This window comes from Brevundimonas sp. ALps5, from assembly GCF_058681645.1.
The window spans coordinates 1310001-1327164 of sequence record NZ_CM178744.1; the positions used below are offsets into that span (position 1 = coordinate 1310001).

At 68.7% G+C, this 17164-nt stretch carries 19 protein-coding genes; 13 read left to right on the plus strand and 6 right to left on the minus strand.

Annotated features, from left to right (window positions below):
- The first annotated feature begins 23 nt into the window (after window positions 1-23).
- The 5 genes from ACW172_RS06230 (at window position 24) to ACW172_RS06250 (ending at window position 3386) form a co-directional block, all read left to right on the plus strand.
- Window positions 24-443: an Hsp20 family protein gene (locus ACW172_RS06230; RefSeq protein ID WP_492034313.1), complete on the plus strand. Its 420-nt coding sequence runs from the start codon at window positions 24-26 to the stop codon at window positions 441-443.
- Between the two features lie 59 nt (window positions 444-502).
- Window positions 503-763 (plus strand): DUF1150 family protein, encoded by a 261-nt coding sequence (locus ACW172_RS06235; RefSeq protein WP_207870084.1) that lies wholly within the window; start codon window positions 503-505, stop codon window positions 761-763.
- 131 nt (window positions 764-894) lie between these two features.
- Complete coding sequence (locus ACW172_RS06240) at window positions 895-1566, plus strand: nucleoside/nucleotide kinase family protein (protein ID WP_492034314.1); 672 nt, start codon at window positions 895-897, stop codon at window positions 1564-1566.
- Complete coding sequence (locus ACW172_RS06245; protein ID WP_492034315.1) at window positions 1559-2779, plus strand: BaiN/RdsA family NAD(P)/FAD-dependent oxidoreductase; 1221 nt, start codon at window positions 1559-1561, stop codon at window positions 2777-2779. Before ACW172_RS06240 ends, ACW172_RS06245 begins: the two co-directional genes overlap by 8 nt.
- 274 nt (window positions 2780-3053) lie before the next feature.
- A complete protein-coding gene (locus tag ACW172_RS06250) occupies window positions 3054-3386 on the plus strand; it encodes a TFIIB-type zinc ribbon-containing protein (protein ID WP_492034316.1) in 333 nt (110 codons plus the stop codon).
- Between the two features lie 9 nt (window positions 3387-3395).
- On the opposite strand, the gene ACW172_RS06255 is transcribed toward ACW172_RS06250, so the two are convergent.
- The gene (locus ACW172_RS06255) at window positions 3396-5105 is read right to left on the minus strand and encodes a hypothetical protein (RefSeq protein WP_492034317.1); all 1710 of its coding nucleotides are present in this window, start codon (window positions 5103-5105) and stop codon (window positions 3396-3398) included.
- Between the two features lie 165 nt (window positions 5106-5270).
- Between ACW172_RS06255 and chvI the strand changes: the two genes are divergently transcribed.
- From chvI to ACW172_RS06290, 7 genes are all read left to right on the plus strand, one after another.
- Window positions 5271-5975 (plus strand): two-component response regulator ChvI, encoded by a 705-nt coding sequence (chvI, locus tag ACW172_RS06260; protein ID WP_492034318.1) that lies wholly within the window; start codon window positions 5271-5273, stop codon window positions 5973-5975.
- Window positions 5944-7581, plus strand: a complete 1638-nt coding sequence (chvG, locus tag ACW172_RS06265) for a two-component sensor histidine kinase ChvG (RefSeq protein ID WP_492034319.1) — start codon at window positions 5944-5946, stop codon at window positions 7579-7581. The genes chvI and chvG overlap by 32 nt, the downstream gene beginning before the upstream one ends.
- 4 nt (window positions 7582-7585) lie before the next feature.
- Window positions 7586-8035: an HPr kinase/phosphorylase gene (locus ACW172_RS06270; protein WP_492034320.1), complete on the plus strand. Its 450-nt coding sequence runs from the start codon at window positions 7586-7588 to the stop codon at window positions 8033-8035.
- Window positions 8036-8145: 110 nt separating this feature from the next.
- A complete protein-coding gene (locus tag ACW172_RS06275; RefSeq protein WP_492034321.1) occupies window positions 8146-8550 on the plus strand; it encodes a PTS sugar transporter subunit IIA in 405 nt (134 codons plus the stop codon).
- Between the two features lie 10 nt (window positions 8551-8560).
- Entirely contained in the window at window positions 8561-8836 is a 276-nt protein-coding gene (locus ACW172_RS06280) for an HPr family phosphocarrier protein (protein ID WP_207870068.1), read from the plus strand.
- Between the two features lie 60 nt (window positions 8837-8896).
- Entirely contained in the window at window positions 8897-9682 is a 786-nt protein-coding gene (locus ACW172_RS06285; protein ID WP_492034322.1) for a cytochrome b/b6 domain-containing protein, read from the plus strand.
- Window positions 9679-10443, plus strand: a complete 765-nt coding sequence (locus ACW172_RS06290; RefSeq protein ID WP_492034323.1) for a molybdopterin-dependent oxidoreductase — start codon at window positions 9679-9681, stop codon at window positions 10441-10443. Before ACW172_RS06285 ends, ACW172_RS06290 begins: the two co-directional genes overlap by 4 nt.
- A 6-nt stretch (window positions 10444-10449) precedes the next feature.
- On the opposite strand, the gene ACW172_RS06295 is transcribed toward ACW172_RS06290, so the two are convergent.
- The 3 genes from ACW172_RS06295 to ACW172_RS06305 form a co-directional block, all read right to left on the minus strand.
- The gene (locus ACW172_RS06295) at window positions 10450-11475 is read right to left on the minus strand and encodes an oxidoreductase (RefSeq protein ID WP_492034324.1); all 1026 of its coding nucleotides are present in this window, start codon (window positions 11473-11475) and stop codon (window positions 10450-10452) included.
- Between the two features lie 173 nt (window positions 11476-11648).
- A complete protein-coding gene (locus ACW172_RS06300; protein ID WP_492034325.1) occupies window positions 11649-12695 on the minus strand; it encodes a ribonucleotide-diphosphate reductase subunit beta in 1047 nt (348 codons plus the stop codon).
- Window positions 12696-12936: 241 nt separating this feature from the next.
- On the minus strand, window positions 12937-13476 hold the full coding sequence (locus tag ACW172_RS06305) for a hypothetical protein (RefSeq protein WP_492034326.1): 540 nt from the start codon (window positions 13474-13476) through the stop codon (window positions 12937-12939).
- Between the two features lie 169 nt (window positions 13477-13645).
- On the opposite strand from ACW172_RS06305, the gene ACW172_RS06310 reads away from it, so the two are divergent.
- Window positions 13646-14329, plus strand: a complete 684-nt coding sequence (locus ACW172_RS06310; protein WP_492034327.1) for a glutathione S-transferase family protein — start codon at window positions 13646-13648, stop codon at window positions 14327-14329.
- Here the strand turns inward: ACW172_RS06310 and ACW172_RS06315 are convergent.
- On the minus strand, window positions 14326-14925 hold the full coding sequence (locus ACW172_RS06315) for a hypothetical protein (RefSeq protein WP_492034328.1): 600 nt from the start codon (window positions 14923-14925) through the stop codon (window positions 14326-14328). The two genes, ACW172_RS06310 and ACW172_RS06315, sit on opposite strands and share 4 nt — an antisense overlap.
- Window positions 14925-17081 carry a response regulator gene (locus ACW172_RS06320; protein ID WP_492034329.1) on the minus strand — a complete coding sequence of 719 codons (2157 nt, stop codon included), beginning with the start codon at window positions 17079-17081 and terminating at the stop codon, window positions 14925-14927. The genes ACW172_RS06315 and ACW172_RS06320 overlap by 1 nt, the downstream gene beginning before the upstream one ends.
- Window positions 17082-17164 lie beyond the last annotated feature (83 nt).

Below are 17164 nucleotides of genomic sequence, written 5' to 3' on the forward strand. Positions count from 1 at the left end.
GTCGCTTGCTCGAGGACTGACCGATGACGACGCGTACCATCCTGTTCGACAGCCCCTTTCTTCTGGGCTTCGACCAGACCCGCGCCCTGATCGACCGCGCCGCCAAGGCCGCGGCCGAAAGCTATCCGCCCTATAATGTGGAGCAGCGCGGCGACAGCGAGGTGCGGATCACCCTGGCGGTGGCCGGCTTCACCCCCGACGACCTGGCCATCACCCTCGAAGGCCGCCAACTGACCATCGCCGGCAAGCGCGACGACGCCGGCAAGGTCGACCAGGCCTTCCTGCATCGCGGCATCGCGGCGCGCGGCTTCGTGCGCAGCTTCGTCCTGGCCGACGGGCTGGAGGTCGCGGACGCCTCGCTGGAGCACGGCCTGCTGCACGTCGATCTGGTCCGTCCCGACGACGCGAAGATCGTTCAGAGAATTCCCATCCGCGCGGGCTGAGTCCAGACGCGCGAACCGTCCGCTCCCCCGGGCGTTACAGTTTTGAAGGAGGCGGTCAGATGACGCCGACGATGATTATGACCAAGGAAGCTTTCGCCGGTCTGGGCGCTCCGGACCTCGTCTATGTGCGCGAGATCAGCGCTGCGGACGTTATGGGCGATGCGAAGATCGAGGACGCACGCGGGCTGGAGATCGATCCGGAACAGACCCTCTATGCCGTGCATAGCGCCAATGGCGAACGTCTGGCCGTGATGCTGGACCGCGAGACCGCCTTCGCCGCCGCTGTGGCGCATGAGCTGGCGCCGGTGTCGGTGCATTAAGCGTCGTCGCTAGCGCTCGCGCCGCGGGCGCTCCCTGCCTGAGCGACGCGATATCCCCATGGTGTCTGTGCGGCTGACGCTTCCGGCGGTTGCTGTTCCGCGCCCCGGCGGCTAACCGTCCGGGCATGATTATGGTTGCGATCGAAGGCATTGACGGTTCCGGCAAGGGGACCGCGACGCGGGCTGTCTGCGCGCTTCTGGAAGAGGCGGGCCTGACCGTCGCCACCCAGAGCTTCCCCAACTACGGCAAGACCGCCGCCGCCCATGCGGTGCAAGCGGTGTTGAACGGCGAGGTGAAGGTCGATTCGGCCTATTATCTCGCCAGCCTGTTCTCGCTGGACCGGGCCGAGACCTTCCTGACCTCCGCCATGCCCGAGGTCGATGTGGTGGTGTTCGACCGCTATGTCCTGTCCAACGCCGCCTTCCAGATGGTGCGCCTGCCCGAGGCCGAGCGCGACGCCTTCCTGACCTGGCTGTTCGACTATGAGTACAACCGCCTCGGCGTGCCGAAGCCGGATCTCAACATCCTGATGCGGATCGACCCCGAGATCGCGGCACAGTGGGTGGCGAAGAAGGCGGCCCGCTCCTACACCTCGGCGACGCGCGACGCCTTTGAGGCCGACGACACCTATCAGCAGCGGGTCTCGGACGCCTATTCCGGCATCGCCACCCGTCAGGTGAACGGTCCGTGGGCCATCGTCGAGGTCGCCGACGCCGACGGCATGAAGACGCCCGAGGCCATCGCCGCCGAATGTCTGGCCCTGATCCAGGCGGCGATCGCGGCCAGGTCCGCGAATGGCTGAGACCGTCGACGTCCTGATCGTCGGGGCGGGGGCGGCCGGGATGATGTGCGCCATCGAGGCCGGGCGGCGCGGCCGCCGGGTCCTGGTCGTCGATCACGCCCGGGCGCCGGGTGAGAAGATCCGCATCTCGGGCGGCGGGCGCTGCAACTTCACCAATACGGGCACGACGGTCGCCAACTTTCTCGGCGAGAACCCGCGCTTCGCCGCCTCGGCCCTGAAGCGCTATGGCCCGCGCGACTTCATCAAGCGCGTCGATCAGGCCGGCATCGCCTGGCATGAAAAGACCCTCGGACAGCTGTTCTGCGACGACAGCGCCAAACTGATCATCCGCATGCTGGTCGACGACCTGCGCGCGGCCGGGGCGACGCTGAAGCTCAACACGGCGGTCGACGCGGTCGAACGGCGAGGCGAGGGCTTCGAGGCGCGGCTGTCGGACGGCGGGGTGGTGCGCGCGGCCTCACTGATCGTGGCGACGGGCGGCAAGTCGATCCCGAAGATGGGCGCGACCGGCTGGGCCTATGATGTTGCCCGCCAGTTCGGCCTGCGCGTCACCGACACCCGGCCCGCCCTCGTGCCCCTGACCTTCGAGACGGGCCTGCTGGAACGGCTTCAGCCCCTGGCCGGGGTGGCCGTCGACGCCGTGGTCTCCGCCGATCCGGCGCCCCCCCGCGGGCCGGCGCCCGACTTCGCGGAAGCCATGCTCTTCACCCACCGCGGCCTCAGCGGCCCGGCCATCCTGCAGATCAGCTCCTGGTGGCGCGAAGGCGAGGCGATCCGGGTCGACATGGCGCCGGGCGTCAAGGTGTTCGAAGCCCTGAAGGCGGCCAAGGAGGCCAACGGCAAACAGGCGCTGGCGACGGCGCTCGGCCATATCATCCCGCGTCGGTTGGCCGATTCCATCCTCGAGCGCGAAGGCCTTTCGACGCCCGGCCGCGAAGGCAAGCTGGCCGAGATGGGCAATGCGAAGCTTCAGGCCCTGGCCGCCGCCGTGAACGGCTGGACCGTCAAACCGGTCGGATCGGAAGGCTATCGCACCGCCGAGGTCACCCTGGGCGGGGTCGACACGGCCGCCCTGGACCAGAAGACCATGGCCGCGACCACCGTCCCTGGCCTGTATTTCATCGGCGAGGCGGTGGACGTCACCGGCTGGCTGGGCGGCTATAATTTCCAGTGGGCCTGGTCCTCCGGCTGGGCCGCCGGTCAGGACTGCTGACCCCTCTTACGCGACGAGCCCTGCGACCTCCCGCCGCGCGACCTCTCGCCGGATTGGCGCGCAGACACGGGCTTCCTAGGTTTCCGAGGCGGGACGGGCCCCTCTGGCACCGTCTTCCGGTCAATCCGCCACGGCTGTCCCCCCAGTGCGTCGCGAGAGGCCGGAGGTCGGCGCGATGTCGGACCGCATCGGGTGCGCCCGGCGAACGGCTTGTCCCCTCTTAACGGCCAGTCGTCGGGCGCCTCGAACCCCGCTTCCCGAATGAGGACCGACCATGCCGCTTCTGATGTGCCCCAATGATTCTTCCGCCATGCAGACCATGGAGCGCTCCGGCGTCCAGTTCGACATGTGCCCCAGCTGCCGGGGCGTCTGGCTGGACCGGGGCGAGCTGGAGAAGCTGATGGAGGCCGCGACCGCCGACGGCCGCGCCTCGGCGCCCGCCCCGCAGCAGACCTATGCCCCGCCGCCGCAACAGCCGTCCCAGCCCTGGGGTGGCGGAGGATCGGCGTATCGTGACGATCATCGTCCTGACGACCGCTATCGCCACGACGATCGGGACCACTACAAGAAGAAGAAGCGCGACAGCATCTTCGACATCTTCGACTGAGCCGAAAGTCTAGGCCGCGAGGCCCGCCGACTTCATCAGCCCCTTGAGCTCGCCCAGGGCCTCGGGCGCGGCGCCCAGGGCCGTGCGGGTTTCCGGGGCGCGGAACAGGCGGATGGCCTCGGCCTTGGCCCGGTCCGCCGCCGGCCCAAGCGGCGCGGTCTCACCGGCGGCCAGCCGCAGCAGGGCGGCCAGCTTCTGCGGTGCGGGCGCCGCGGCCTTGCCGAGCTGGATCGACAGCTTGGCCTCGCCCTCGATCACCCCGCCGACCTCGCCGATGGCGGTGCAGATCTGGGTCTCGTCATGTTCCGCCAGGGCGCTGGCCCGCACCGAACGCTGCAGCCCCGCCAGGATGTGCAGCTTCTGCGTCGGCCGCACCGGCGAGTTGCGCATCTCGGTCTCGAAGCGCAGCGAGGTCACACAGGCCGCCAGCCAGCGGGCGGCCGAGCGCTTGTTGGCCGAGCCGGTGACGTTCTCGCACAGCTTGGTCAGGGTCTCGGCCTCGCACAGCACCGTCTCGCAAAGGCTGACGTAGTTGGCGACGAAGTCGGCGGTGACCAGGCTCTTGGAACGTTCGACGAAGGCGTTCTGAACCTCCTCCATCGTCAGCAGCCGACCGGCGGTCGCGGTCAGCGACATGGCGAGCGTCCGCAGGATGTCGATCTCGCCCACCGGATCGGACGGCCGCAGCCGGCGCGGCCCCATCAGTTCGCGCAGGACATTGCGGGCGAGCGAGGCGGCCAGGATTGGGAACTCCCCGGCGGCCAGATGCTCGCCCAGCCGGGCGGCGGGTCCGTCGACGACGGGCATCAGCAGGGTCAGGCGCGGGTCGGCCCGCACCAGGCGGTCGATCTCGCGCGGGGCGACCATGCGCACGATGGCGGCCATGCTGCCGCCGAGGTCGAGCGACGGCCCCAGAATCTCGGCCTGGTTCGGACGCGGGGCGAAGAGTTCGCACAGGATCTGTTCGAGGCAGACCAGGATCAGGGCGCGCGGCGGTCCCGCCGGCGGCGCCCGGTCGGCGAGGTCCATCAGGGCGCCCAGCCGCGCCCGCGCCCCCTTGACCCCCACCAGGGCGCCGCAGATCACCCCGCCGATGATGAAGGCCCGGTCCGGGGCTCCGGAAATCCGATGCGCGATGTCGGCCAGGGAATGGTCGGCCAGATTGGCGAAGACCTTGCGCCGCCCGGCGGTGATGACCCGCTCCATCGCCTGGCCAGTGAGCTTCTGGTAGTGGCGGATCAGGTCGTGGGTGGCCATGCCGTTGGCCTGGGCCTCGGGAATGGCGATCTTCTGCAGCGCGTGCTGCAGCTCGACGCCCGAGGCCTCCAGCTTCTCGACCAGATCCGGCCGGTGCAGCAGCTCATAGGCCGTGGCCCCGTTGCGGAACAGCCAGTCCTCCAGAACCCGGCCGATCAGGTCGCGCGCATGCGGCGCATAGAGGTCGCCCGGCTGTTGGCACGCCGGGCCGACATCGATCTCGGCGACCTGTTTCTTCGGCGCCTCGGGCGCGCCCCGGGTCATCAGAACGACGCTGTTGAACTCCATCGTGTCGGGGTCGAGGGTCTCCTTGGTCACCCGCACCGCCACGGCCTGGCGGTCGCGCATCAGGTCCTCGGCCGTGTCGATCGCCGTCTTGCGGTCCTCGGTCGCCATGGACAGGGTCCAGGGCGAGGGCGCCGTCTTGCGGATATAGATCTCGTAGTGGACAGGTCCGGCCATTCCACCAGCCTCGCACAGAGGCTTTAAGGCGAGGTTGAGCCCCTATTCGCTTGGCCACGCGGGCCTGTGGCCGTAATGTCACCGCGATTAGGGTCGAACGGTTACGCTTGAAGCGCGTTGATCGTCCGAACCGATTGACTGCCCACGATTTTGAGGAGGCCCCGCTTGGCCAACATCACCCTGGTCGACGACGATGAGAACATCGTCGCCTCCGTGTCCCTGGCGCTTGAAAGCCATGGCCACAAGATCACGGCCTATCACGACGGCGCCACCGGGCTGGAGGCGCTGGAGAACACGCCCCCCGACCTCGCCATCCTCGATGTGAAGATGCCACGCATGGACGGGATGGAGGTGCTGCGTCGCCTGCGCCAGACCTCGCAGATCCCGGTCATCATGCTGACCTCGAAGGACGAGGAGATCGACGAGATCCTCGGCTTCAACCTCGGCGCCGACGACTACATCCACAAACCCTTCAGCCAGCGTCTGCTGATCGAGCGGGTCAAGGCCCTGCTGCGCCGCACGGGCGCCGACGGCGGCGAGCCCGAGCCCTCGGCCGAGGCTTCCGGCAAGGCTATCCGCCGCGGCAAGCTGGTCATGGACCCGGCCCGTCACGAATCGACCTGGGACGGTAAGCCGGTCAAGCTGACCGTCACCGAGTTCCTGCTGCTTCAGGCCCTGGCCCAGCGCCCCGGCTTCGTGAAGAGCCGCGACAACCTGATGGACGCCGCCTACGACGATCAGGTCTATGTCGACGACCGCACCATCGACAGCCACGTCAAGCGGATGCGCAAGAAGTTCCGCGTGGTCGACAATGAGTTCGACGCCATCGAGACCCTGTATGGCGTCGGATACCGTTATCGCGAGAGCTGATTCCCCTGCGGAGTCGGACGAGGCCGCGCCCCGCCGCCTGAAACGCTTCGGCGGGTCACGGCTGGGCGGGCTGATTCTCGCCCTGAATCTGCTCAGCCTGCTCATCCTGTTCGGCGGGGCCCTGGCCCTGAACGAGCTGCGCCGCGGCCTGGTCGAGGCGCGTCAGGAATCCCTCACCTCCCAGGCCGAGCTTCTGGCCAATGTGCTGGGCGAACTGGGCATCACCCAGGGCGAACCCCTGCCGGTGCTCGACAAGTTCCAGGCCTATCGCTGGATGGTCGACACATTCATCCCCGAAGGCCAGCGCGCCCGGCTGTTCGACGGCGACGGCGTCCTGATCGCCGACAGCTACGAAGTCTCCGACACCATCCCGGGCCAGGCCCTGCCTGCGGCCCAGCCCGCGGGCACGCCCGTCCCCGATACGGCGAAGAAGGAGGAGGCCGAGAGCGCCACCCTGCGCCGCGCCACCCAGGAACTGGTCGCCGAGACCGAACACGCCCTGGCCGGCGAACCCCAGGCGACGGTGCGTCTGTCGGAAGACGGCAAGCGGGTGATCTCGGTCTCCATCCCCGTGCGCCATGTGCAGAAGATTCTCGGCGTCCTGACGCTGGAGGCCGGAGACGTGGACGAAATCCTGGGCGCCCAGCGCCGTGCCCTGACGCCCTTCGCCCTGGTGGCCCTGGCGGTGAACCTGCTGGCCTCGCTTCTGCTGCACCTGTTCGTGGCCCGGCCGGTGATGCGGCTGTCGGCCGCCGCCGACGAGGTCAAGCAGGGCCGGGCCCGCGCCATCTCCCTGCCCGACCTCGAGGGCCGCAAGGACGAGATCGGCGACCTCGCCCGCTCTCTGGAGAGCATGACCGAAACCCTGTCGGACCGGATGGACGCCATCGAGGCCTTCGCCGCCGACGTCTCGCACGAGATCAAGAACCCCCTGACCTCGATCCGCTCGGCTCTGGAGACGCTGGACCTCGTCAAGGACCAGAGCCAGCGCGACCGGCTGACGGCCCTGCTCCAGGCCGACGTCAAACGGCTGGACCGGCTGATCACCGACATCTCCAACGCCTCGCGTCTGGACGCCGAGCTGTCGCGCGACCGGCCCCGGCCGATCGACCTCAACGTCCTGATCGGCGACATCGCCGGCATCTATGAGACCACGGCCAAGCCGGGCGAGGCGCGCGTCGTCCTGACGCCCGGGGCCGGCGACACCCGGGTGCTGGGCCGCGACGGGCCTCTGGGCCAGGTGTTCCGCAACCTGATCGACAACGCCCGCTCCTTCAGTCCCGAAGACGGCGAGGTCCGCATCGGTCTGATCAGGAACGAGCTCGACCCGACCCGGGCGCTCAGCGTCACCGTCGACGACGACGGTCCGGGGATCCCGCCCGACAATCTGGAGACGGTGTTCGAGCGCTTCTACACCTCCCGCCCCAAGGGAACGGCCTTCGGCGCCAACTCGGGTCTGGGCCTGTCGATCGTGCGCCAGATCGTCGAGGCCCACGGCGGCCGGGTCTCGGCCGAAAACCGGGTGAACGCCGACGGCTCGGTCGCCGGGGCCCGATTCCGCGTCGACCTGCCGACGACCCATCTGGCCGTCATCCGGCGCGGCTGAGCCCGTGACCGGCCGGATCCACGCCACCTGTGTCACCCGCTACCGGCCGGAAGGCTGGCGCGCCGTCCTGCTCACCGGCCCCTCGGGCGCGGGCAAGAGCGACCTGGCCCTGCGGCTGATCGGGCAGGGTTGGCGGCTGGTCGCCGACGACTACTGCGACGTCTGGGCCTCGGGCGGCGCCCTCTGGGCCCGGGCGCCCGATCGCATCGCTGGCCGGATCGAGGTCCGGGGCGTCGGCATCCTTCCCCAGCCGCAGGCGCCCCTCGCCCGGGTCGCCCTGATCGTCCGCTGCGGGCAGGAGACGGTCGAGCGCCTGCCCCTGCCGGAGACGGAGACCCTGTACGGGATCAGCCTTCCCGTGCTCGCCCTCGACACCCGCCCCGCCTCTGCGTCGAACCTCGTGGAGGTTGCATTGACGGCGACCCTGGCAGGGCTTGATGTCGCACCGCTTTAAACCGGCGCCGGTTTCCTCTATCTAGGCCCGCTTGCGGTCCGGTCGGGGCTCCCTTCCCGGCGGACAGACGCGAGACTTGCGGCCGGGGGGCGTAGTTTGGTGAAGCCTTCATGATCGGGCTGGTGATCGTCACTCACGGAGGTCTGGCCTCCGAATTCCTGGCGGCCATGGAGCATGTGGTCGGCCCCCAACGGGGTGTCGCGGCCATCTGCATCGGCCCCGAGGACGACATGGAGCGCCGTCGGCGCGACATCATGGACGCCGCCGCCGCCGTCGACGACGGCTCGGGCGTCATCCTGCTCACGGACATGTTCGGCGGCACCCCGTCCAACCTGGCCATCTCGGTGATGGAACAGACCCACGCCGAGGTCATCGCCGGGCTGAACCTGCCGATGCTGATCAAGCTGGCCAGCGTGCGCGGGCGCGAGACGCTGGAAGCCTGCGTCGCCCACGCCCAGGACGCCGGGCGCAAATACATCTCGGTCGCCTCCTGGGTGCTGGCCGGCGAGAAATAGGGATCCCCGCATGCCCACATCCTCGGCCACCGCGAACATCTGCAACACCCGGGGCCTGCACGCCCGGGCCTCGGCCAAGTTCGTCAAACTGGCCTCCAGCTTCGAATCCGAAATCCAGGTCACGCGCGACGGCACGACCGTAGACGCCCGCTCGATCATGGGCCTGCTGATGCTGGGCGCCGGCAACGGCTGCACCATCGACATCTCGGCCGAGGGATCCGACGCCGCCGAGGCTATCGAGGCCCTGAACGAACTGGTCGCCACCCGCTTCGGCGAGGACGAATAGGGGTAACCTCCTGGCGCGACCCGGCGTAGTCTTCGAAGACGCACGGGCAGGGAGGCCTCGATGACGGATCAGACTGTCGACGACGTTCCGGCCGAGGCGCCGGTCCCCGCTCCGACCTCCCATGAAGACCGCCCCCTTCCCGGCGGCCGCACCGACACCTTCCGGCATCCGGTCTGGGTCCGCGTCGGGCACTGGGTCAACGCCACGGCAGTGATCATCCTGCTGATGAGCGGGGCCAACATCCTTCTGGCCCATCCCCATCTCTACTGGGGGCTGAAGTCGACCTTCGCCGAGCCCTGGCTCGACATCCCGACCTTCCCCGACTGGCTGCTGATCCCGCAGGGGCGGAACCTGGCCGAGGCCCGGCGCTGGCATTTCTTCTTCGCCTGGCTGTTCGTCATCAACGGCCTGGTCTGGCTGGCCTTCAGCTTCATCACCCGGCGGTTCCAGCGGCGGCTCTGGCCGACGGGTCAGGACCTGAAAGGCTTCTGGCCCTCAGTGAAGGAACACGCCCGCCTCCACTTCCCCAAGGACGACGAGGCCCGGGCCTATAACGTCATCCAGAAGCTGACCTATGCGGCGATGGTGCTGGTGGTCCTGCCGATGATGCTGATCACGGGGCTGTCGATGTCGCCGGGGTTCAACGCCATCGGCGGGATCCTGCTGGAGATCATGGGCGGGCGGCAGTCGGCGCGGACCCTGCATTTCCTGTCGGCGAGCCTGATCCTCCTCTTCCTTCTGGTCCATGTGGGGCTGGTGATCTGGACGGGCCTGTTCAACAACATGCGGGCCATGATCACCGGCTGGTTCGTCATCGAGCCTTCCAAAGAGGAGGACCCGTCGTGAGTGGTCTCAGCCGCCGCAGCTGGCTGGCCCGGGCCCTGGCGACCGCCGGGGTCATGGCCCTGTCGGCCTGCGAGCGCGGGTCGCAGCTGGGGACCCGGCTGCTGGTCTCGGCCGAAAGCCTGACCAAGGCCGCCCAGCGGCTGATCCTGCCCCGCGACGCCCTGGCCCCCGAATACGAGGCCAGCCAGATCTCCCGCGACTTCAAGCCCAACGGCTCCATCGATCCGGCGGCGGCCGACTATCTGGCGCTCCGGGCCAACGACTTCGCCGACTACCGGCTGGAGATCGGCGGCCTGGTCGAGCGGCCCCTGAGCCTGTCGTTGGCCGAGCTCCGCACCCGCCCGTCCCGCACCCAGATCACCAAACACGACTGCGTCGAGGGCTGGACGGCGATCGGCCAGTGGTCGGGGGCGAAGCTGTCGGCCCTGCTGGAGGAGGCGGGCCTGAAGCCCGAGGCGAAGTACATCGTCTTCCACTGTTTCGACGCCCTGACCCAGACCGAGGACGGGCCGCGGTACTATGAGAGCATCGACCTGATCGACGCCCGCCACCCCCAGACCATCCTCGCCTACGACATGAACGGCGAGGTCCTGGGCGTCCCGCACGGCGCGCCCCTGAGGCTGAGGGTCGAGCGGCAGCTGGGCTACAAGCACGCCAAGTACATCAAGCGGATCGAGGCGGTCGAAAGCTTCGACCATATCGAGGGCGGCAAGGGCGGCTACTGGCCCGACCGCGGCTATGAATGGTACGCCGGGATCTGACCCCGATCAGAGGGCGACCTCCCGGCCTTCGCGGCTGCTGATCATCCCGGCCTCCAGCACCTCCATCACCATCAGGGCTTCCGACGGCGAGACCGGGTTGGGGCCTTCGCCGCGCACGGCCTTCTCGACGGCCGCGTAGTAGGCGGGATAGTCGCCGGCAGGGCCGGGGATGACCGAACGTTCGCCGGTCTCGCCCTCGACGAGGGTCGGGGGCGAGGGATCGACGCCCCAGCCGGGGGCGCCGGGGGCCATGCCGGCTTTCAGCTGGTCCTCCTGCGGGTCGAGGCCCGAGGTCAGGAAGCTGGCCCTGGTCCCGTGGACGGCGAAGCGGACGTCGGGGGCGGCGATCAGCATGGCGGCGTTGAGCACGACCCTCAGGCCGCCGTCATAGCGCAGCGTCGCATGGGCCCGGTCCGGCGACAGGCCGCCGTCGCGCTGGATGGCGAGGTCGCAGGTGATGCCCAGCGGGCGGCCGAACAGATTGAGGGCCTGATCGATCAGGTGGGGGCCGAGATCCTGCCAGACCCCGGCGCCGGGGGCTTCTCGCCAGCGGTCGCGGACCACCGGGCGATAGCGGTCGAAATGGCTCTGACAGGTCACGATCCGGCCGAGGCGGCCCGAGGCGATCTCGGCCTTGAGGGCGAGAAAGTCGGCGTCCCAGCGGCGGTTCTGGAAGACGGAGAGGAACAGGCCCCTCCGGTCCGCCAGGTCCACGACGCGGCGGGCGTCGGCGAGGCTGAGGGCGAAGGGCTTGTCGACCACCACCGCCTTGCCGGCGTTGAGCGCGGCCTCAGCCTGTTCGGCATGGAGGGCGTCGGGAGTGGCGACGACCACGAGGTCGATGTCGGGGTCGGCGAGGGCCGCGGCGAGGTCGGGAACCACGCGCGCCTCGGGCCAATCGGCATGGACGGCCTCGGGCCGGGTCGAGACGACGGTGTGGAGGCGCAGGTCCGGGCAGGCCGAGATCAGCGGGCCGTGGAAGGTCTTGCCGGCGAAGCCGTAGCCGATGAGGGCGACATTCAAAGGGGTCATCTGCTGTCCTTTCCCCTCTCCCGGAGGGAGAGGGAGGGGCCCGACGCGGAGCGGCGGGAGGGTGAGGGGTTATGCCCTCACCGGTAGGCGGCGAAACCCCTCACCCTTTCGCCTTGCCGATCGCTGCGCTCCCGGAGGCTCAAGCCCTCTCCCTGTGGGAGAGGGAGAGCGAACTACCCGGGGACGTGGCTCATGTCGCGGCGGGCCATCATCTTGTCGAACTCGCCCCAGACGCCGTCGGCGCCGTGCCAGGAGCCTTGCGTGGCGGCCTTGGAGTATTCGGTGGCGCGGGCTTCGAAGAAGTTGGCGTGCTCGACGCCCGACAGCAGGGACTGCAGCCAGGGCAGGGGGTTTTCCTTGATGCCGTAGAGCTCGGGCAGCTTCAGCTGACGCAGGCGCCAGTCGGCGATGAAGCGGATGTACTGCTTGATGTCGTCCGGCGTCATGCCGTTCACGTCGCCGGCCTCGAAGGCCAGGTCGATGAACTTGTCTTCCAGACCGACCACGGTCTCGCAGCACTGGACGATGTCGTCGGCGACGGCCGGGGTGACGCAGCCCGTTTCCTTGTTGAAGGCGTGGTAGAGCTTGATGATGCCGTCGCAGTGCAGGCTTTCGTCGCGCACCGACCAGGACACGATCTGGCCCATGCCCTTCATCTTGTTCTGGCGCGGGAAGTTCATCAGCATCGCGAAGGACGCGAACAGCTGAAGTCCCTCGGTGAAGCCGCCGAACATGGCCAGGGTGCGGGCGATGTCCGCGTCGGTGTCCACCCCGAAACGGCCCATGTAGTCGTGCTTGTCCCGCATGGCCTCATATTCCATGAAGGCGCCGAACTCGCTCTCGGGCATGCCGATGGTTTCGAGCAGCAGGGCGTAGGCCGCGATGTGAATGGTCTCCATGTTCGCGAACGAGGAGAGCATCATCTTGACCTCGGTCGGTTTGAACACCCGACCGTATTTTTCCATGTAGTTGTCCGCGACCTCGATGTCCGACTGGGTGAAGAAGCGGAAGATCTGCGTCAGCAGATTGCGCTCCTTGTCGTTCAGGTTGACGGCCCAGTCCTTCATGTCCTCGCCGAGGGGCACTTCCTCGGGCATCCAGTGGACCTGCTGCTGCTTCTTCCACATGTCGAACGCCCACGGATAGCGGAACGGCTTGTAGGCGGCCGAGGGGGTCAGCAGGCCGGGCGTACCCGGTTTGATGATGGCGTGGGCGTTCATCGGGGAGGAGACTCTCGAACGATTCCGTGGACTGGGATTCACCATGCGGTCTGATCGAAACGGCGCCAAGACCAAAAGCGGCTATGTTGCGATCACTTTCGTCCTAGACGCTATATCTAGCGTGTTTATCCAAAGGTTAAGGCGATGAGCTGGGGATGGTTTCTGTCTGGCGGTGCCGCAGCAAGCTTGGCCGGAAACCTGAAAACGGGGCGCCAAACCGTGCCAAACCGTGCCAGAATCTTCAGAACGCATCCCCGGAGCCGGCCGCCCGGTCGCGCGCGTCATTACGGTCCAGCCGGCGCAGATAGGCCGCGCGCAGCATCTCCAGATCGCTGAAATGCCGGGCCTCCTCGGAAATCCGGTCACCGCAATGATCGACGAGCCGGGCCAGCCGCATCCAGACCACCGCCTGCTGCGGCGCATCCGCAGCCGCCGCCTCGGCCGCCCGACAAAAAGCGAAGCGGCGCAGATGCATGGGTTCGGGATTGAACAGCAGGAAGAACTCGTCGGCCTCCCGCGCCGCCGTGACTTCATGGAGCTCGGGATTCTGCTCCAGGATATCGGCCTTCTCCCGGAGATGAGCGCTCCACGACGGGTCGAGCGCCCCGGCCCCCGCGTCCTCTCGCCGCCAGCCCTCGGCCGCCGCCCGGCGACGGACGGAGCGTTCGGAGACGGTGTAGCGCTCGGCGAGGACCGGCGCGGAGACGCCGGCGAGATAGTCGGCGCGGACGGCGGTCCAGACATCGGGGCCGTGACGAAGGGGTGTGGGGTTCTGGGTCATGACCCGATCATCGCCCCGTCCTCAACCCGGCCGCACAGGCGGGCGCCCCAAGCCCGCAAACCCGGGAATTCACCGGCATTGGCGCGGCGAATTGTGAACGCCGGAGACATCGGTTCGACGCCCGAATGGCCGAAACGGCGTTAGGATGGGCGCAGACGGGGAGGCGGAGATGGCCGGAGAGTATGTGGTCTATGGGGCGGCCGGATCGGGCTCCATGCCGGTCGAGGCGGCGCTGACGCTGATGGGTCAGCCGTTCCGGGTCGTGGAGGCGGTGACCTGGGAGGGGGACGCCGAGCGGGACAAGGTCGCGGCGGTCAATCCGATGCGGCAGATTCCGGCGCTGATCACCCCGGCCAGTTCCACGGGAGGGGGCGAGACGATCACCGAGAGCGCGGCCATCCTGCTGTTCCTGACCGAACGCCATCCGGAGGCGGGGCTGGCGCCCCCGCCCGGCGATCCGCGGCGCGGACAGTTCCTGCGCTGGATGAGCTTCATCCCGGCGGCGATCTATTCGATGTACTGGGTGCGCGATGTCCCCTCGCGGCTGGTCGGGGACGATGAGGCGGCGCAGGGCGTGGTGCTGGAGCGGACGGCCGAGCGGATCGCCGACTGCTGGGCGGTGATGGAGAGCCAGGTCGGGCCGGCGATCGAACCGGGCGGCTTCCTGACCGGACCGAGGGTCAGCGTGCTCGACCTCTATGTCACCGTCGCCAGCCGATGGACGCCGCGCCGCAAGCGCTTCGCCGAGGTCGCGCCGAGGATGGCGGAGGTGGTGCGGCGGGTGGATGATTTGCCGGAGTTGCGGGAGTTCTGGACCGGACGGTGGCCGTTCGCGGAGGGGGAGGAGCGCTAGGGAGACCCGCGCTCCGGAACCATCGCCGGCGCTGCGCGCGGCGCCCAGCCTTCGGGAGGGCAGGTCGTGAAGCCGAGTTCAGGACAAATCTCGCGGCCGATGGCGATAAGGTCATGCCCCAAGGCGTCGCTGAGATACATGTCGTCCGGCGCGGGATTGCGAAGAGTGGCACCGAACGTCCTCAGGGAGGCGGAGTCACGAACGACCTCGCCGTCGAGCGGCTTGAGCTGTCCTTCCGTGTGGTAGCGCAAACGATATCCACCGTTGGGCCGAAACGCGATCTGGACAACGACGCCCGGAGCATCAGGCGGCAGAGAACGGCCTGCGTGATAGCCGCGATCACTGAAGACGCGGAAGTCCACCGGATTCTCCGCGGACCAGGCGGCCTGTCCGATCGGGGCGGCGATGGCGTTCACCACATAGCTCTTGCTGTGAGACCGGAATATCGCCGGGACGTCCCCGGTCAATTGCGAGGTCACGACAAGATCAACGAGACGCGGTTCGACGACCGGGTCGACGGCCTCCGGCTGTCCGCAAGCGACGAGAAGCGACATCACCATCCCGAAACTGAGGCCTCGGGCGGCAAGCATGGCCATCAGGCCGCTTCGGCTTCCTCAGCCGCCGCCGGCTCGGCGCGGTCGGCGGACAGGAGCCGCTCCATCGCCGCATAGAGGGCGTGGTGGGAGATGGGCTTGGGCAGGTGGTCGTCCATGCCGGCGGCGAGGCAGCGGGCGGCGTCCTCGGGCATGGCGTCGGCGGTGACGGCGAGGATCGGCACGGTGTTGCCGGCGGCGCGGATGGCGCGGGTGGCGGCCAGACCGTCGACGCGCGGCATGCGCACATCCATCAGGATCAGGTCGAAATCCTGGGCGGCGGCCATGGCGATGGCCTCGTCGCCGTCGCAGGCCTCGGCCGTTTCGCAGCCGACGGCGGCCAGCATCAGACGGGCGACCTCGCGGTTGGCCGGATGGTCGTCGACGACCAGGATGCGCGGGGCGGCGGCGTCGTCAGCTTCCGCCTCGATCTCGACCGTCGCGACGGAAGCGGGGGCGGTGACCGGACGGGCGGCGGCGCCCTCGGCCAGAGCCAGCGGCAGGCGCAGGGTGAAGGTGGCGCCGTCGCCGGGGCGGCTGTCGATGACCACCGACCCGCCCATCAGGGCCGCGTGACGCTGGACCAGACTCAGGCCGATACCGGCGCCGATATGGGTGCGGCTGATGGAGTCGTCGCCCTGGACGAAGGCTTCGAACAGGCGGTCGGCGCCGGCCGTGTCGAGGCCGCAGCCGCTGTCGGTGACGGCGATCAGGACCTCGCCGTCGATGCGATCGGCGAGGACCGAGACGGTTCCGGTCTCGGTGAATTTGACGGCGTTGGAGATCAGGTGGTGCAGGGCCTGACGCAGGCGGCGGCGGTCGCCGGTGAACATCAGGGCGGCGTCGGGGCGGATGTCGACGGTCAGGCTGAGGCCCTTGTCCTCGGCCAGGATGCGGCTGGGGGCGGCGGCGGCGGCGATGACGTCGGACAGGCACAGGGGGGCCAGGGCCAGGGCGTCGTCGCCGCGCGAAATCTCCAGCACGTCCTCGACCAGCATCAGCAGGGCGTCGCCCGAGCGCTGGATATGGCCCAGCTGGTCGACGGCGACGGGGTCGAGGTCCGGCCGGCGGATCAGGACCTCGGCATAGCCGGTGACGCTGTTCAGGGGGGTGCGCATCTCGTGGCTCATCAGGGCCAGGAAGCGGGACTTGGCGGCGTCGGCCTCCTCGGCGCGGCGGCGGGCCTCCTGGGCGATCTCGGTGCGGCGCTCCAGACGTTGCATCAGACGGCGGCGCTCGGACATGGCAGTCGAGACCGGCAGGGCCGTGACGATCACCCCCAGCAGGAAGGTGTAGTAGACGCTGAGCTGGCGCATCAGGGGCGGAATGTGCTCCAGCCCGGCGATGTGCGGCAGGCGGGTCATCAGGACCGGGCCATGGCCGGTGACGGTGGCGGCCGCCCCGATGACGGCGACCCCGACGATCGAGACCGCGACCCAGGTCGGGGCGGTGCGGAAGGAGACCAGCAGCAGGAAGGGGAAGATCACGAACAGGCTGGGCGCCGTGTTCTGGAAGAAGCAAACGGCGGTGACCGCCATCAGGAGGGTCACGATGCCCGCGGTCTCGACGCGGCCCGCCGGGGCGGTCGAGCGGAAGCGATGCGACTTGGCGATCAGCAGCAAAGCCGGGGCGATCGCCAGCAGCCCCAGGGTCTCCATCTGGACATAGCGGTGCAGGGTGAAGAGGAAGACCGGCACGGTATAGCCGCGCATCGGGGCGACGACGCTGAGGATGGCGAAGGCGGACATCAACACCGCCGGGACCACCGCCATCAAGGCGAAATTGGCCAGGCGCTTGGGCCGGCGCAGGTCGAGCGCCGCGCCGCAGACCCGGCGGGCGATCAGGGCGGCCAGGCAGGCCTCGCCCAGATTGAGGACGGCGTTCAGCCACCAGAAGGGCATGGGATCCTGACGGATCAGATTGCCGATGATGTTGAGCGCGAAACAGGCGGCCAGGACGCGGATGGCCTGACGTTTGTGCAGCTGCAGGGCGGCGGCCAGCATGACGCCGTTGGCGGGCCAGATGACCACCGCATTATAGGTGCGGGCGCTCCAGATACCGACCAGCAGACAGGCGGCGAACATCGCCACATAGGCCCAGGGCGGCGGCCCCGAGGCCTGCCCCGCTTCATGTCTGAACAGTCGCCAGCGACCGTGCATTCGGCCCCTCCGACTGCGAACCTTAACCCTGATCGCACGCAGAGGTTAAATTTCAGATGCCAACGGTGTCATTCGTTCCAATT

Excerpts from the sequence above, each read along its gene's own strand:
- ACW172_RS06230 (WP_492034313.1), top strand. The coding sequence starts at position 24 with ATGACGACGCGTACCATCCTGTTCGACAGCCCCTTTCTTCTGGGCTTC.
- ACW172_RS06235 (WP_207870084.1), top strand. The coding sequence starts at position 503 with ATGACGCCGACGATGATTATGACCAAGGAAGCTTTCGCCGGTCTGGGC.
- ACW172_RS06240 (WP_492034314.1), top strand. The coding sequence starts at position 895 with ATGGTTGCGATCGAAGGCATTGACGGTTCCGGCAAGGGGACCGCGACG.
- ACW172_RS06245 (WP_492034315.1), top strand. The coding sequence starts at position 1,559 with ATGGCTGAGACCGTCGACGTCCTGATCGTCGGGGCGGGGGCGGCCGGG.
- ACW172_RS06250 (WP_492034316.1), top strand. The coding sequence starts at position 3,054 with ATGCCGCTTCTGATGTGCCCCAATGATTCTTCCGCCATGCAGACCATG.
- ACW172_RS06255 (WP_492034317.1), bottom strand. The coding sequence starts at position 5,105 with ATGGCCGGACCTGTCCACTACGAGATCTATATCCGCAAGACGGCGCCC.
- chvG (WP_492034319.1), top strand. The coding sequence starts at position 5,944 with ATGGCGTCGGATACCGTTATCGCGAGAGCTGATTCCCCTGCGGAGTCG.
- ACW172_RS06275 (WP_492034321.1), top strand. The coding sequence starts at position 8,146 with ATGATCGGGCTGGTGATCGTCACTCACGGAGGTCTGGCCTCCGAATTC.
- ACW172_RS06280 (WP_207870068.1), top strand. The coding sequence starts at position 8,561 with ATGCCCACATCCTCGGCCACCGCGAACATCTGCAACACCCGGGGCCTG.
- ACW172_RS06285 (WP_492034322.1), top strand. The coding sequence starts at position 8,897 with ATGACGGATCAGACTGTCGACGACGTTCCGGCCGAGGCGCCGGTCCCC.
- ACW172_RS06295 (WP_492034324.1), bottom strand. The coding sequence starts at position 11,475 with ATGACCCCTTTGAATGTCGCCCTCATCGGCTACGGCTTCGCCGGCAAG.
- ACW172_RS06300 (WP_492034325.1), bottom strand. The coding sequence starts at position 12,695 with ATGAACGCCCACGCCATCATCAAACCGGGTACGCCCGGCCTGCTGACC.
- ACW172_RS06305 (WP_492034326.1), bottom strand. The coding sequence starts at position 13,476 with ATGACCCAGAACCCCACACCCCTTCGTCACGGCCCCGATGTCTGGACC.
- ACW172_RS06310 (WP_492034327.1), top strand. The coding sequence starts at position 13,646 with ATGGCCGGAGAGTATGTGGTCTATGGGGCGGCCGGATCGGGCTCCATG.
- ACW172_RS06315 (WP_492034328.1), bottom strand. The coding sequence starts at position 14,925 with ATGGCCATGCTTGCCGCCCGAGGCCTCAGTTTCGGGATGGTGATGTCG.
- ACW172_RS06320 (WP_492034329.1), bottom strand. The coding sequence starts at position 17,081 with ATGCACGGTCGCTGGCGACTGTTCAGACATGAAGCGGGGCAGGCCTCG.